Origin of the sequence: Alteromonas sp. a30 (assembly GCF_026788005.1) — a bacterium.
Classification (GTDB): domain Bacteria; phylum Pseudomonadota; class Gammaproteobacteria; order Enterobacterales; family Alteromonadaceae; genus Paraneptunicella.
Map to the genome: position 1 here is coordinate 45,767 of NZ_JABEPE010000015.1, position 15,611 is coordinate 61,377.

The 15,611-nt window shown below is 43.7% G+C and carries 14 protein-coding genes; 4 read left to right on the top strand and 10 right to left on the bottom strand.

Going from position 1 to position 15,611, the window contains the following annotated elements; translation table 11 throughout:
- Window positions 1–8: 8 nt before the first annotated feature.
- The 8 genes from era to rpoE form a co-directional block, all read right to left on the bottom strand.
- Complete coding sequence (gene era / locus HJG39_RS14345) at window positions 9–935, bottom strand: GTPase Era (RefSeq protein WP_268410064.1); 927 nt, start codon at window positions 933–935, stop codon at window positions 9–11.
- Entirely contained in the window at window positions 925–1,611 is a 687-nt protein-coding gene (rnc, locus tag HJG39_RS14350; RefSeq protein WP_268410065.1) for a ribonuclease III, read from the bottom strand. The genes era and rnc overlap by 11 nt, the downstream gene beginning before the upstream one ends.
- Entirely contained in the window at window positions 1,611–2,552 is a 942-nt protein-coding gene (gene lepB, locus HJG39_RS14355) for a signal peptidase I (protein ID WP_268410067.1), read from the bottom strand. Before lepB ends, rnc begins: the two co-directional genes overlap by 1 nt.
- A complete protein-coding gene (gene lepA, locus HJG39_RS14360) occupies window positions 2,552–4,348 on the bottom strand; it encodes a translation elongation factor 4 (protein ID WP_268410070.1) in 1,797 nt (598 codons plus the stop codon). Before lepA ends, lepB begins: the two co-directional genes overlap by 1 nt.
- Before the next feature lie 209 nt (window positions 4,349–4,557).
- Window positions 4,558–5,043 carry a SoxR reducing system RseC family protein gene (locus HJG39_RS14365; protein ID WP_268410071.1) on the bottom strand — a complete coding sequence of 162 codons (486 nt, stop codon included), beginning with the start codon at window positions 5,041–5,043 and terminating at the stop codon, window positions 4,558–4,560.
- Complete coding sequence (locus HJG39_RS14370; protein WP_268410073.1) at window positions 5,040–6,098, bottom strand: MucB/RseB C-terminal domain-containing protein; 1,059 nt, start codon at window positions 6,096–6,098, stop codon at window positions 5,040–5,042. The genes HJG39_RS14365 and HJG39_RS14370 overlap by 4 nt, the downstream gene beginning before the upstream one ends.
- Window positions 6,025–6,708: a sigma-E factor negative regulatory protein gene (locus HJG39_RS14375; protein ID WP_268410074.1), complete on the bottom strand. Its 684-nt coding sequence runs from the start codon at window positions 6,706–6,708 to the stop codon at window positions 6,025–6,027. Before HJG39_RS14375 ends, HJG39_RS14370 begins: the two co-directional genes overlap by 74 nt.
- A gap of 48 nt (window positions 6,709–6,756) precedes the next feature.
- Entirely contained in the window at window positions 6,757–7,335 is a 579-nt protein-coding gene (rpoE, locus tag HJG39_RS14380; protein ID WP_268410076.1) for an RNA polymerase sigma factor RpoE, read from the bottom strand.
- A 643-nt stretch (window positions 7,336–7,978) separates the two neighbouring features.
- Here rpoE and nadB point away from each other — a divergent pair.
- The gene (gene nadB, locus HJG39_RS14385; protein ID WP_268410078.1) at window positions 7,979–9,592 is read left to right on the top strand and encodes an L-aspartate oxidase; all 1,614 of its coding nucleotides are present in this window, start codon (window positions 7,979–7,981) and stop codon (window positions 9,590–9,592) included.
- Between the two features lie 31 nt (window positions 9,593–9,623).
- Here nadB and HJG39_RS14390 read toward each other — a convergent pair whose 3' ends face one another.
- Both HJG39_RS14390 and HJG39_RS14395 read right to left on the bottom strand, forming a co-directional pair.
- Window positions 9,624–10,127 (bottom strand): protein YgfX, encoded by a 504-nt coding sequence (locus tag HJG39_RS14390; protein WP_268410080.1) that lies wholly within the window; start codon window positions 10,125–10,127, stop codon window positions 9,624–9,626.
- Window positions 10,099–10,350, bottom strand: a complete 252-nt coding sequence (locus HJG39_RS14395) for an FAD assembly factor SdhE (RefSeq protein ID WP_268410081.1) — start codon at window positions 10,348–10,350, stop codon at window positions 10,099–10,101. Before HJG39_RS14395 ends, HJG39_RS14390 begins: the two co-directional genes overlap by 29 nt.
- A 96-nt stretch (window positions 10,351–10,446) precedes the next feature.
- Between HJG39_RS14395 and ygfZ the strand changes: the two genes are divergently transcribed.
- The 3 genes from ygfZ to HJG39_RS14410 all read left to right on the top strand — a co-directional run bounded on the left by ygfZ (window position 10,447) and on the right by HJG39_RS14410 (window position 15,503).
- A complete protein-coding gene (gene ygfZ / locus HJG39_RS14400; protein ID WP_268410082.1) occupies window positions 10,447–11,385 on the top strand; it encodes a tRNA-modifying protein YgfZ in 939 nt (312 codons plus the stop codon).
- A 75-nt stretch (window positions 11,386–11,460) separates the two neighbouring features.
- Window positions 11,461–11,940 carry a peptidylprolyl isomerase gene (gene slyD, locus HJG39_RS14405; protein ID WP_268410083.1) on the top strand — a complete coding sequence of 160 codons (480 nt, stop codon included), beginning with the start codon at window positions 11,461–11,463 and terminating at the stop codon, window positions 11,938–11,940.
- Between the two features lie 233 nt (window positions 11,941–12,173).
- A complete protein-coding gene (locus HJG39_RS14410) occupies window positions 12,174–15,503 on the top strand; it encodes an amidohydrolase family protein (protein ID WP_268410084.1) in 3,330 nt (1,109 codons plus the stop codon).
- Window positions 15,504–15,611: the final 108 nt, after the last annotated feature.

Here is a 15,611-nt window from a genome sequence, read left to right on the forward strand (position 1 = left end):
AGGTGACGTTAAAGATTGCCATCATCCATGTAACCGAGACTACGTAAGGCTCGTTCATCATCAGCCCAACCGGCTTTCACTTTCACCCAAAGCTCTAAAAAGACTTTGGTATCGAACATGGTTTCCATGTCCTTACGCGCTTCTTGTCCAATTGTTTTCAAGCGAGCGCCGCCTTTCCCGATAACCATGCGTTTTTGCGTTTCGCGCTCAACAAGAATTAATCCATTGATTCGAAACACGCCATTTTCGGTTTGTTTAAATTGTTCTATTTCTACCGTGACGGAATAAGGCAACTCATCGCCGGTAAAGCGCATCAGCTTTTCACGAATAATTTCCGCAGCTAAGAAGCGTGACGAACGGTCTGTGACATAATCATCTGGGAAATAATGCTCTGACTCTGGCAATACTTCAAAAACTTGCTGACGCAAACGTTCCACTTGAATACGTTGTTTTGCCGACAATGGAATAATTTTATCAAAAGCAGCTTGTTCACCTAACCATTGTAAATGCGGTAACAGCTCGTCTTTCTCTTTTACTTTGTCGGTTTTATTTACGATCAACCAACAAGGTAAATTCGATGCTTTTACTTTCTCCAATACCAACTGATCATCTTCTGTCCAACGTGTACCTTCAACCAAAAACAGTACCAAGGAGACATCGCCCAAAGAGCTGGAAGCAGAACGATTCATTAAACGGTTGATGGCCCGCTTTTCTTCCTTATGTAGCCCCGGCGTATCCACATAAACAGATTGCTTTGCACCTTCAGTATCGATACCAACAATACGGTGTCGAGTGGTTTGAGGTTTACGAGAGGTAATACTGATTTTTTGGCCCAAGATTTGGTTCAAAAGTGTAGATTTGCCCACATTTGGACGGCCCACGATGGCTATCATGCCACAATGGGATACTTCATTTTCCGATATGTTATTCGACATTCATTATTTCCGCGAGGGTTAAGCGAGCGGCTTCTTGTTCCGCCTTTCTACGACTGCGCCCAGTCGCCTGAACAGAGTTCGCTACCCCTTCAACTTTACAAGTAACAAAAAAGGTTTGTTCGTGCGCCTTGCCTTTAATATCGGTCACGATATATTCCGGTAAAGGTAGCTGTCTGCCCTGAAGGTATTCCTGAAGCTGCGTTTTGCTGTCTTTAGGATGATAATCAGGGTCGAGATTATTGAGATGTTCAGTAAACCACGTATTGATGAGTTTGAAGCATGTATCGATGCCAGCTTCTAAATAGATTGCACCAATAATCGCTTCAAGTGCGTCTGCTAAGATTGACTCATTGGAAAAGCCACCACTTTTTAGCTCACCAGCCCCTAATTGCAATACATCACTAAAATCAAACCGTTTAGCAAGCTTAGCTAAGGTTTCGCCTTTCACCAAACTCGAACGCATTCGAGTGAGTTTACCTTCCGGCACTTTAGGAAAATTGTGATAGAGAATATCGGCAACAACCATACCCAATACGGCATCGCCAAGGAATTCTAGGCGCTCATTATGATTGCTACCCGCACTTCGATGCGTTAGCGCTAATTTTAAGTTTTCTAGATCATTGAATTGATAACCAATTCGATCACATAACGCCTTATACGGACGCAAAGAGTCCACTAACCAATCCCGCCTATACGATTAAACCGAACGCCAGAAGGAACCCAAGAAGGCAAGATGCTATCGCTGGGTCGCTCAAATTCAAAACTAATCCAAATGGCAACGGCCTTGCCGACTAAGTCATCATCGGTGACAAACCCCCAATACCGGCTGTCACGGCTGTTATCGCGGTTATCACCTAACACAAAGTATTGCCCTTCAGGTACAACCCAAGTGCCAAGCGGCTGTCCATCTTGACGATAAAAACGCTGACTTTGCGTTGGAATGACTGGGTTGCGTAAGATTTCGTGTTTAACATTACCTAAATCTTCAATAGAGCGTTCTAACGGAAACTCCCGAATTTCCGTTGCCGAAACCTGCAACATCTGTGTAAATGTGCCGTTATCTACGTATTCCAAGTCAGCAACCCACTCTTCCTGACAGCGATTATTTTCGCAGTTAGACTGGATTGTCACTTGTTTATCTTTGTAGGTGATACGGTCACCAGGCATGCCGATCACGCGTTTAATGTAGTCTTTGCTGCGATCTTCTGGGTACTTGAATACCACAACATCACCGCGCTCTGGCGCACCCACTTCAATAAATTTATTACGTGCGACGGGATCTTTTAATCCGTAAGTAAACTTTTCAACCAAGATAAAATCGCCAACTAGCAGCGTCGATTTCATTGAACCTGAGGGAATTTGGAACGGCTCATATAAAAAGGAACGTAACACCAATACAAACGCAATAACTGGAAATATTTGCTGTGCAGTATCAACTATATACGGCAAGGGTGCGATTTCTTTGAGAGTTTGCTCATCAACCGCACCATTGGTATTAGCCAATGCAATTGCCACTTTTTCCTTTCGCTTAGGCGCCCACAAAAACGCATCGGCCAACCAGATTAACCCCGTTACAGCCGTTACGATCACCAATAAGATTGAAAAGTAATTTGCCATTATTTACTCACTTTGAGAACAGCTAGGAAAGCATCCTGCGGTAATTCAACATTACCTACTTGCTTCATCCGCTTCTTGCCCTCTTTTTGTTTTTGAAGAAGCTTTTTCTTACGACTAACGTCACCACCGTAACACTTCGCGGTTACATTCTTACGCAATTGTTTTACCGTGCTTCGCGCAACAATGTGGTTTCCAATAGCCGCTTGAATCGCAATATCGAACATTTGTCTTGGAATTAACTCACGCAATTTCTCAACAAGCTCTCTACCACGATACTGTGCGTTATCTTTATGGGTGATGACTGCCAATGCATCAACGCGTTCACCATTCACTAGAATATCCAAGCGCACCATGTCTGCTGTTTGGAATTTTTTGAAGTTGTAATCCAGCGAAGCAAAACCACGGCTAGTTGATTTTAATCGGTCAAAGAAATCCAGCACCACTTCTGCCATTGGTAATTCATACGTTACCGCAACTTGATTCCCGTGATACACCATATTGCTTTGAACACCGCGTTTTTCGATACACAAAGTAATAACATTACCAAGGTAATCTTGCGGCACCAAAATATTAGCTTCAACAATAGGTTCATGAATTTCTTCGATTTCGTTGACCGGTGGTAACTTAGAAGGGTTATCCACTTTTATGGTTTGCCCATCAGTGGTAACAACTTCGTAAACTACCGTTGGTGCGGTAGTAATTAGGTCAAGGTTGTACTCACGCTCTAAGCGCTCTTGGATGATTTCCATATGCAGCATGCCAAGGAAACCAATGCGGAAACCAAAACCTAATGCTGCCGAACTTTCTGGTTCGAAGAACAAAGACGCATCATTGAGACTAAGCTTTGCTAGCGCATCACGGAAGTCTTCGTAATCATCAGAACTGATTGGGAAAACCCCAGCATATACTTGAGGTTTCACCTTTTTAAATCCGGGTAAAGCACCTTCAGCGGGTGATCTTGCAAGCGTTATGGTATCGCCAACAGGTGCACCGTGAATTTCTTTGATGCCAGCAACAATAAAGCCTACTTCACCGGCTTTCAGCTCCTGCGAATCGGTTGCTTTAGGTGTAAAAATACCTACGCGGTCAGCCTGATGTACTTGACCATTAGACATAATTTTAATTTTATCGCCTTTGCGTAAAATGCCTTCTTTTACACGCACCAAAGACACAACACCTTGGTAATTATCGAACCACGAATCCACGATCAATGCTTTAAGTGGCGCATCCAACTCCCCTTCTGGTGGAGGAATTTGATTTACGATAACTTCCAACACGTCGTCAATACCGACACCCGTTTTAGCTGAGCAACGCACCGCTTCCATGGCATCAATACCAACAATATCTTCAATTTCTGCTGCTACACGTTCTGGGTCTGCTTGGGGTAAGTCAATTTTATTAAGGATAGGAACAACTTCCATATCCATTTCAATCGCGGTGTAACAATTCGCTAATGTTTGCGCTTCCACGCCCTGCCCGGCATCCACAACGAGTAGCGCACCTTCACAAGCGGCTAATGAGCGTGAAACTTCATATGTGAAGTCAACGTGCCCCGGGGTATCGATGAAGTTTAATTGATAAGTTTCACCATTTTTAGCGGTGTAGTTTAAGGTAACGCTTTGCGCTTTGATGGTAATGCCGCGCTCACGTTCCAAATCCATGGAATCTAATACTTGTTCTGCCATTTCACGTTCGGCTAAACCGCCGCAATGTTGGATTAATCGGTCAGATAACGTGGATTTACCATGGTCAATATGGGCAATAATAGAAAAGTTACGTATATGTTTATGTTGCATGAACTCAGTGGGTTCCGACTAAATACTTTAAATTCGATAATGGTTGCAGTTGTTTGATGGTCTTCTAATAGCGTTCGACCCCTGCAAGGATGGCGGCGATTTTACTAGGTTATGCACAACAAAGCGACAACCATCTAGTAAGAATCCTGTTTTTAGTGAGAGGTTTTCTAAACAAAATGTTAATTATTCACCTGCGCGGATTTCGAACATTAAGTATGAGGTAACGTTGAAGCTTCTTCCTTTTCCTTAAATTTACCGAGTAGTATGGGTTGAAAACGACCAGCACACTGACGTCGCGTCCATTTTTTTACTATCTTAAAAGCGCCTAACATGCTAAGAAACGCCAAGGCAATGATAAACCCCTCGCCAGATAAGCCAAGAACTGGCAAAACCAACTGACCCAATAAAGCACCCAGTATGAGTGCCATCAATGGAAAAACATACATAATGGCTGACGCAGCTAACAAGCTTTCCTCATTCACGCCTAATCTTACCTGCTCTCCTGCTTGATAAAGGTGTGTTTGTTCCTCGGCACTAAAAGCAATGTCGCTGTGTTTTTTCGCTACGGCTCTAGCTATTACGCCCGTGCCACACTGACTTTTTTGCGAACAAGCCTGACACGCATTTTTCAATTGGGTTTGAACAACAATATGCTCAGAATCCACCTGCTTAACCGTTCCGATTTCTTCTATCATCGACTTCTTTGCCTCGTATTCGGCCGAATCGAAGTGGCAATAGCATTGGCGGTTTCAGGTGGAATTTTGCCCACCACAGCCACTTCGACATTACCATTATTCAAAGATAGCAGCGTGGTAGACTCATGCCTTAACCACCCTTTTTCAGCGCCCGCGCCTTGAATAGGATGAACATAAACGGACACATCAACCATACCATCACTTAACAACACATAGTCGACAGCATGCCCCGTCACGGGCAAACGATGCACATCACGCTTGACCACTCTCATGCCAGCAGGCAACCAGTTAATTGACCATTGGTGACGAACAATTTCGTTGGCTCCCACCATGGTAATATCAGGTAACTTATCCTGCTCAATTTTATGGAAATATTCATCAGCTTCATCACTAAGATGTAAAGAGGTCACTTGCATTTGTTCAAGCAGTTTGCCTTCAAGATCAAGCATATCAAGCTTTAGTAACAATGCCGTTTGTTGATCTAACCACGCCACAAAACTGTAACGACTGTTATCTTTACTGATAATACGAATTTGCTGAGCAGCTAGACCTGAAACTCGGCTTTTCCCCACTAATACAATGTCATAGGCATGACCAAGTTGTTCTGGGTCAATGAAAAACTGCGAAGGAATAGGACCATTAATAAAATGAGAGCGAATACTATAAGGCGGGGTTGCAGGTTCAAAGTAACTGACTTTCCCACCTACGCGGAAGGCTTCTCGCCCAGGGCCATTGAGCAAACTCAAATGCTCCATTTCAATGCCACTGACTAAGCCGTGCCGCCATAAATAAGGTTCAGCTTGTGCGCCATCTTGGGAGACGACAAAAGAGATGCGGTAATTCAAGGTACGCAAACTATCGCGCATCTGATTTAACCAGTCGGTTGCCGAAGAGGATGTGTTTAAATCCGAGGCATTGGCAAACGACGGAGAAGCAAAGAGCAGACCTACAACGAGGAGCAGGCCCGCCCTTATTCGGGGATTACTTATTGTCAGGGTTTTGAGAATCCTGCTCAGTCCTTTGGTCGACTGAATGCCCTGATGTTGAACTGTCATTTGGCTCCACATTATTCTTACGACGGACTTGCTGCGTATGATCACTAAGATACGCATTTAATCGACGCCTTTGTTCGACAACATCGGTCCTAGGCACAGTGCGAGTTTGTTCTAAACTCACTGGTGATAATCCACCTTGAATTCCAGTAACAGGAATCGTTGGAGCAGCGTTGAATGGCTGTTCAGCAACGGGTTGATTATATTGTTGATAACCTAAGATAACCGCAATAGCAACGGATGCAGCAATGGCAAACTGCCCAGTTTGCTGAACCTTCGGAGAACGTTTTTCAGCACCATCGTTGCTCGCTTTCACTCCCAACCATTTTCTCAATTTAGAGGAAATTGGGCTGGCAGGTTTCAGCTTAGACACTTCTGGCGTCACGGTTGGTGACGTAAGAGCAGGTTCGCTTTCCAGTGCTTGGGCGATTTTATCAGATAAATCTAAATTTAACTCGGTTGGTAACTCTTGTTTCAAGCCATCCCTAATAATGTGATAGCGGTGCCACTTCTCTTGTAAATCGACATCGTTTTTAATTTCTTCGAGAAAAGCTTCGTCCTGATTGTCACCGTCCATATACGCTGACAAGCTCTCGATTTTACGTTGCGTCATAATACCTCGTTGCTACGGCTCTTACTTTTATTATCTAGCACACAAAACCTACCTTTGCAGCAATGGTTCAATTACTTTGTCGATGGCTTCCCTTGCGCGGAATATTCGCGAACGAACCGTTCCTACAGGGCAATCCATCACACTTGCAATTTCTTCGTAGCTCATCCCTTCCATTTCACGCAGGGTAATCGCCATGCGTAAATCTTCCGGTAACTTTTCCACTGTTGCAAATAATAGCCTATTTATTTCATCCGACAGTAGAATTCGTTCAGGTGTCGAGTTTTCCTTTAACGAATCGCTTCCATCGTAGAAGTCTGCTTCTTCTGCGTCAACATCGTTTGTGGGTGCTTTACGGCTTTGCGACGTCAAATAATTTTTCGCCGTATTGACCGCAATGCGGTACAACCATGTATAAAAAGCACTTTCCCCACGAAAGTTTGCCAACGCTCGGTACGCTTTAATAAAGGATTCTTGAGTAACATCTGCGACATCACCGGAATGCTTTACATACCTCGATACAATATGGACGACTTTATGTTGATACTTGGACACTAATAGGCCAAAAGCATCTTTATCTCCAGCTTGTACCTTTTCAACAATCTGTTGATCTGTTAAATGCTCGCTCATTCGAGCCAAAACTCCTTCGTTACTCGTACACCCAAAGATATAGAGATGAAAAATAAATCGTCGCTGAAACCAAAAATGAACAGCTATCGGAAGTAGCGCGAAGTGTATATTTAAAAACCCTCGCATTACAACGTTTAACCCGGCACATACCACAACATTTATCAGCGACTTAACTCTATTTTTAGGTGGTTTGGCTCAAGTAAGCAATCTAGTAGACTACGTGTTTTTCAGAAAGTTCGGAAAAATGTAAAAATAAATTGCATTAATTTTCGGTTTAAGTTGATTTCATGCAAATAAAACAGCGCGAAGCGAAATAGTTATGCTTGGATGTCTACAGGTGACGAATCGTTTTGAACAGGTATACAGTGGTTTTCAAACGCGCTTTTGTGCATTAAACGCATCCCTTTGTAATAAATTTTTCTTTTGCCATTTCTAAAGGTAATATTGCGCGTTCGTTAAAAGTGCCGTTGCCTTGTGCGCTAACGCTATAAACAGTAATAGTTAATAACTGAAAATAACATATTACCTTGCGACCCTTGAGGGGGAAAAGTGTTGGTTGCCTTAACATTAAAGGAAGCAAGCGAAATCGGCGGCATATAAACGGCGTGGATGATGATACGCCCCAAGGAAACGTTTCCCAAACATGAAGCAAACCACAGAATATAATTGCGATGTGCTTGTCATTGGCAGTGGCGCGGCGGGTTTAAGCCTCGCTTTGAAACTCGCAAAACATTGTCAGGTTATTGTTTTAAGCAAAAGCAAAATATCAGAAGGTTCCACCAAATATGCTCAAGGTGGCATTGCTGCGGTATTCGATGAATCGGACTCCATTGATTCTCATGTTGCCGACACAATGGAAGCCGGTGCGGGTATTTGTGAACACAAGGTTGTGGAATTTACCGCGAAAAACGCCCGAGATAGCATGCAATGGTTGATTGATACTGGCGTTGACTTTGACGAAGAAACTAATGCAAAAGGTGAAACCAAGTATCATTTAACGCGTGAAGGCGGTCATAGCCATCGACGCATTTTACATGCCGCCGATGCCACAGGCAAAGCTGTCCAATATACCCTCTCTGATGCAGTGCAGTTGCATCCCAATATTCGCTTATTCGAGCGCTTCAATGCGATAGATTTAATCACAAGTAAAAACGACAAAAAGCAATGCTTAGGTTGCTACGTTTGGAATCGTGAAATTGAGCAAGTTGAAGTGATCCGTAGCCGCTTTACAGCACTGTGCACAGGTGGCGCCAGCAAGGTTTATCAATATACGTCAAACCCCGATATTGCCAGTGGTGATGGTATTGCTATGGCATGGCGAGCGGGTTGTCGTGTAGCCAATATGGAATTTAACCAATTCCACCCGACCTGCTTATATCATCCACAAGCAAAAAACTTTTTGATTACGGAAGCACTGCGCGGCGAAGGAGCATACCTACGTCATGCTGACGGCACACGTTTTATGGAACGTTTTGATGAGCGCTTAGAACTCGCACCTCGCGACATTGTTGCTCGAGCTATTGACTATGAAATGAAACGGTTAGGTGCAGATTGCATGTATTTAGACATCAGTCACAAGCCAGCAGAGTTCGTTATCAAGCACTTCCCCAATATTTATAAAAAGTGTCGAACGCTAGGCATTGATATTACCCGAGATCCCATACCGGTTGTTCCCGCAGCGCACTATAGTTGTGGTGGCGTGATGACCGACCTAAACGCTAAAACAGACTTAAACAATGTCTATGCTGTCGGCGAAGTGGCTTACACAGGGCTTCACGGCGCAAATCGAATGGCGAGCAACTCCTTGCTTGAGTGCGTTGTTTTTGCACATTCAGCGGCAAATAGTATTTTATCGCGATTAGACGAAACACTCACACAAGAAACCATTCAACCGTGGGATGAAAGCCGTGTTTCTGATTCAGATGAAGAAGTGGTTATTCAGCATAACTGGCACGAACTACGCCTATTTATGTGGGATTACGTTGGCATTGTGCGTACTAACAAGCGTTTAGAGCGCGCCATGCACCGAATTGAGTTGTTAAAACAAGAAATTCAGGATTATTACGCGAACTTTAGAGTCAGCAATAACTTACTGGAGTTGCGTAATCTGCTCACCGTTGCTGAATTAATTGTGCGTAGTGCGATGCAGCGCAAAGAAAGTCGAGGCTTGCATTATAATCTGGATTATCCAGAGCAACTGGAAAACGCTAGCCCAACGATTTTATCTCCCGAAGAAATAAAGTCGAAAAATGTTTAAGCCATAATTGCGCTATTTAGCGCCCTATCCGCTACGTGACATTATGATGCTGACAATAGCGGATAGCTAAGCACAAGCGCCGATAATCATGGTCTGAAACCTCATCTCGAAACACCCAAAACCAATGTTGTTTTTTATTGTATTTAATATGTATCCACAACAACCAACTTGTTGCCTTTGAATAGCGCGACAAACGCAAGGGCTCGCCTCTTGGCAATCCTGAATAATGACTGTGTTTGTGTCCATGTTTTATAGCACTTGAAGCCAGCTTTGTTTGAGGCGCAAACACCCAACGTCCATCTTCGCTTAACGTCACAGAAACAGCATGATGTAATTGGTGACGATAAGATTGAAACCAATGCAACAATACGCATAGGGTAAGAAGCAGTTGAATCCATTCTTGCCCGGTAAACCAATTGAATTGCCAAGTCCAAACGGAGCCGAGGAAAATCAGCTCCATTAAACTAACAAAAGTGAATCGATATAATCGAGGTTTGATACGAACGTTATACTTTAACGCGCGAGATAATAACATTAACCATCCTTGCTAATTCTTCATCTTCACACTTGGCATGTCCCATAAACCAAGCGTATAAGTCGGGGTCGTCACTGGTTAATAAGCGTTCAAACAGAATTTTGTCATCATCGCTTAACGCATCAAAGGCTTCTTCAAAAAACGGCTCTAGCAACACATCCAGTTCTAACATTCCGCGGCGGCAGGCCCAACGCATTCGGGCAATTCTTTTTTTATCCAACATGTAAGGTTTCGCTTATCAAAATTTGTACTATTAAACAGCATTTTAGGGAATACCCGTTGAGAGTCGCGATTATAGCCCCATATCTAGCAGTTACCAATGTCAATACGTCGAAATCCGAGATCAGGAACACTCATGCATTGCCCAATTACCCAAAAATCTATTATTCAAATATCCGGCGAAGACAGCCAAAAGTTTCTGCAAAGTCAATTAACCGCTAACCTTGATGAATTAGAAATTGGCACCAGTCAATTCGCGTGTCAATGCAACGCGAAAGGCAAAACGCTGGCAATATTCCACGTGATTGCGTTCCCTGAAAAATACCTTCTTATTACCGACTCTGGCTGCGTAGAAAATAGCTTACGAGAGTTAAAAAAATACGCGGTGTTTTCTAAAGTCGTTATTGATGACGTCAGCGATCAGTATCAGCTTATTGGCGTTAGCGGCGATGAATTACCCGAATCAGTTACCCCGCTTCCGTCAACACATTTACAAAGCACTATTTGCAATAATAGTGCTGTCACTCGCTTTGATGTACCGGAATCTCGTTGGCTATTCTTGTTAGAAAACGATGCACCTGAAATCACAGAACTACAAAAACAGGCAATAATGTCCGAAAATGAATGGGACATCATGGATATTCAAGCGGGTATCCCAAAACTGGCACAAGCACAAAGTGAAGAATACGTGCCTCAGATGATGAACCTGCAAGCCCTTAATGCCATCAGCTTCAATAAAGGCTGCTATATGGGGCAAGAAGTGGTTGCTCGCACCAAGTATCTTGGTAAAAACAAACGCGCGGGGGCTATTTTGTTGAGTGAGTCAGAAGTAAATATTGAATCAGGTGATACCTTTGAGCTACAGCTTGGTGAAAACTGGCGACGCATTGGCACATGCCTTTATGGCGCATCAGCTCACGGGAAAACATGGGCGTTTGCTGTAACGCCTAACGATTTAGAAGCTGATTCAAATATTAGATTACAGAATCATCCAGAGGCAGTTTTTACATTGCAAAAACTGCCCTACGTCTTGGACTAGTGCCTAAATTAGTCCAAAAAACTCAAGCTGCATGAGTTACACTTACATGCACACATACGAAAACGGGAAACTATCATGAAAATCGCAAAAGACACCGTCGTCGCCATCCATTATACCGTCTCTAGCAACGAAGGTGTTGAAATCGACAGCACAGCGGAGGCCGAACCACTTCAATTTATCTATGGTTATAGCCAGTTAATTAGCGGTTTAGAAAGCTCGCTTGAAGGCAAAGAAGCAGGTGAAAAAATGCACATTGAAGTGCCTGCTTCAGAAGCTTATGGTGAGCGTCATGATGGTTTAGTTCAAGCTGTACCTAAAAACATGTTCGAAGGCATGGAACCACAGGTTGGAATGCAGTTTAGAGCATCCACCGACGACGGTGATCAAACGGTTATTATTATTGATGTAAACGACGACCATGTTGTCGTTGATGGAAACCATCCGCTTGCTGGTCATCCGTTAACGTTTGATGTGGAAATTGTCTCTGTGCGCGAAGCCACAGACGAAGAAGTTTCACACGGTCACGTACATAATGACGACAGTTGTAGTCACTAAATAATCGACCAAATATCGATTTTTTGCGGTGCTTTTCCAAACGATGAAAATGCACCGCAAATTTGCAACAAATCTATACATTTTCCCCACGAATTAATTCGACTCTCCTCCCTTATTTTTACAAATTTGCAATATAATCGAACAGACTCTGAATCAAAATTTACTCAGTGTTGAATGGGCTCTATAGCCCGTTGTCACTGTAGCAACGAAAACACTATAAACAGAGAACATCAATGAACAATTATCTGCAACGTATACCTAGCGCGAAAAAGGCCATTTGCCTTTGTTTGCTTGGCTTGAGTGTGACTGCACAAGCCTCAAGCATGAGCGCAAAAGAAGACACGGACAAGAAGGAATGGGACGTACTTAACCCTCCTATGGAATTAAGTAGCGTAAATATCAAAACTAACGAAACCACTTGGTCGAGTTTGGATGTTACACCGGATGGAAAACACATTGTTTTTGACATGCTGGGTGACATTTATATCGTCGACATCGACGGTGGCAAAGCAAAAGCATTAACGCAAGATTTTGCTTGGAATATTCAACCTAAAGTAAGCCCAGACGGCAAAACCATTGCATTTTCTTCAGACCGAGGCGGTATTTCTAATATCTGGACAATGGACTTAGAAGGCAATGTTCTTGAACAAATCAGTAAAGAAAAAACCAACATTATGCATTCGCCAAAATGGAGTCCAGATGGTGAATACATTGTTGCTACCAAAGGCATTATGTCTCGCCGCAGCATTCCTGCGGGCGAAGTATGGCTTTTCCATAAAGCCGGTGGCTCAGGTGTTGCCATTAAAAAGCGAGTAAACGGTAAGAAAGATCAGAAAAACATTGCCGATCCTAGCTTCTCGCACGATGGACGCTACATATACTTCACTCAGGATATTTCAGGTGGACACACCTTCTCCTATAACCGCGATCCGCTGAAATCCATCTTCGCCATTACTCGCTATGATATGCAGGAAGGTGAAGAAGAACGTTACATTTCTGGCACAGGCGGCGCGGTGGTCCCAACGCCTTCACCGGATGGCAAGTCAATTGCGTTCATTCGTCGCGTAAAAGAAAAGACTGCATTATTCATTAAAGACATTAAGACAGGTGAAGAAACCGCACTTACGTTGAATTTGGAACACGACAACCAAGAAGGTTTTGGCTCTGAAGGTTATTTCCCCTACTTCGACTGGACACCCGATTCAAAAGAAATTGTGTATTGGACAGGCGGTAAGTTCAACAAAATTGATGTAAAAGATAAGGACATTGAAACACTCAATGTTGAAGTTGATGCACAACTTAAATACGCCGATGCAGTGCGCTTCCCTGTCGAAGTTGCACCTGACGAATTCGATGTAAAAATGCTTCGTTGGACGCAAAAGTCGCCAGATGGTAAATCCATGCTTTTCCAAGCACTGGGTAAGCTTTACATCCAAGATATTAAATCCGGTGAAACGCGCCGTTTAACCAAGCAAGACGATCATGATGAGTTCTATCCGCGTTACTCAAACGATGGCAAATACATTGTTTATAGCACGTGGAATGACCAAGATTTAGGTTCGATTAAGATGGTTTCTGCGCGTGGTGGCAAAGGTAAAACACTCACCACAGAACCCGGCCACTACATTGAGCCATCGTTCTCGACCGATGGTAAAAAAGTCACGTACCAAAAATTCACGGGCGGTTACTTGTTGCCATCGAAATGGTCTGTAAATCCGGGAATTTATGTACTTGACGTAAAAACCAAAGAAACCACTCGTGTCAGCAAGTCTGGATCAGCACCGCACTTTGCAGGCGATAACAACCGCGTTTATTTCACCACTCGTGTAGGTGGCACGCCTTATCCTGAGCAGCAACTTGTGAGTGTTGACCTAAACGGGGAAAACAAGCAAGAGCACCTTTATGGCGCGGATAAAGTACAAGAGTACCGTTTATCTCACGATAAAAAGTGGGTTGCCTTCGTCGAGCAATACAACGTTTATGTAGCGCCGTTTGCCGATACAGGTAAAAAGCAAAACATCAGTGCAATGATGAAGTCAATGCCGGTGAAAAAACTTTCTAGTCGTGCTGGGCAGAACCTTGTGTGGTCTCCCGATAGCAAAACGGTTAGCTGGTTCCATGGTCCACGCTACTTTGAGCGCGACCTAAAAGATGCGTTTACGTTTGTAGAAGGTGCACCTGAAGCCTTGCCAGAAATCGACAAAGAAGGGGTTAACCTTTCCTTCAAACAACGTGCCGACAAACCAACTGGTTACAAAGCATTGGTTGGCGGAAACATCGTCACTATGCGTAATGCCGACCAAGTGGAAGAAGTCATTGAAGGTGGCACGGTACTAATTAAAGACAACCGCATTGTTGTAGTTGGCAAAGATGTCGACTTGCCAAAAGGCACACAGGTTATCGATATTAAAGGCAAAACCGTTATTCCCGGCTTAATTGACGCGCACGCCCATGGCGCACAAGGTCGTCGTGAAATCATTCCACAACAAAACTGGATGATGTACTCAAATGTATCCTTTGGTGTTACCACCATTCACGATCCGTCGAATAACTCCACTGAAATTTTCTCTGCCTCTGAGTTACAACGCGCAGGAAAAATTGTAGCGCCTCGCATCTACTCAACAGGTACGATTTTGTATGGTGCAGAATTGCTAACGCACAAAGCGATTGTTAAAGACTACGACGACGCTTTGTACCACATGCAACGCTTGAAGGACATGGGCGCTATTTCAGTCAAAAGTTACAACCAACCTGCGCGCTCACAACGTCAGCAAATTTTAGCAGCAGCTCGTGAACTAAACATGATGGTAGTACCTGAAGGCGGCGGTAAGTTCCACCAAAACCTAACGATGTTGGTTGATGGTCATACAGGTCTGGAGCACTCCTTGCCTGTGGCAAAAGGCTACAACGACTTAACCAAGCTCTGGTCCTCAACTGAATTTGGTTACACACCAACCTTCGTTGTCTCTTACGGTGGCATGATGGGTGAGGAATATTGGTACGACCGCACAGAAGTATGGAAAAACCCACGCTTGTTGCGCTACACACCTTCCTTCTTGTTAGATGAACGTTCAATTCGTCGTCCTACTGCACCAGATGAACAATACAACCATCAACGTGTTGCAAAATACGCCAAAGAACTACGTGAAAATGGTGTTGGTGTGCACATTGGCGCACACGGTCAACGTGAAGGTTTAGCGGCACATTGGGAAATGTGGATCATGAATCAAGGCGGCTTCACACCGTGGCAAGCTATTCGTGGCGCAACCATTGATGGTGCAAAACACTTAGGCATGGACAAAGACATTGGAAGCATTGAAAGCGGCAAACTCGCTGATATGGTAATCATTGATGGTGATGTGCTTTCCGATATTCGTAAGAGTGAATTTGTACAGTACACCGTGTTAAACGGTCGCGTTTACGAATCCGCAACCATGAATGAGGTTGGTGGCGAGCACAAACGCAACAAGTTCTTCTTTGAAGATAACAATAAACAGTTTATGCCGTCAGACACCAAAGCTGAAATTCAGGCAAAGCAAGAAAGACATCATTGGGTGCACTAGAGTATTAGTTAACCTATTAACAACCTTTTCTTAACTCAATAAAAACGCACTCTGAAGCAATTCACAGTGCGTTTTGCGTTGCAGAGATGAATAGAACGAAAGTCGCTC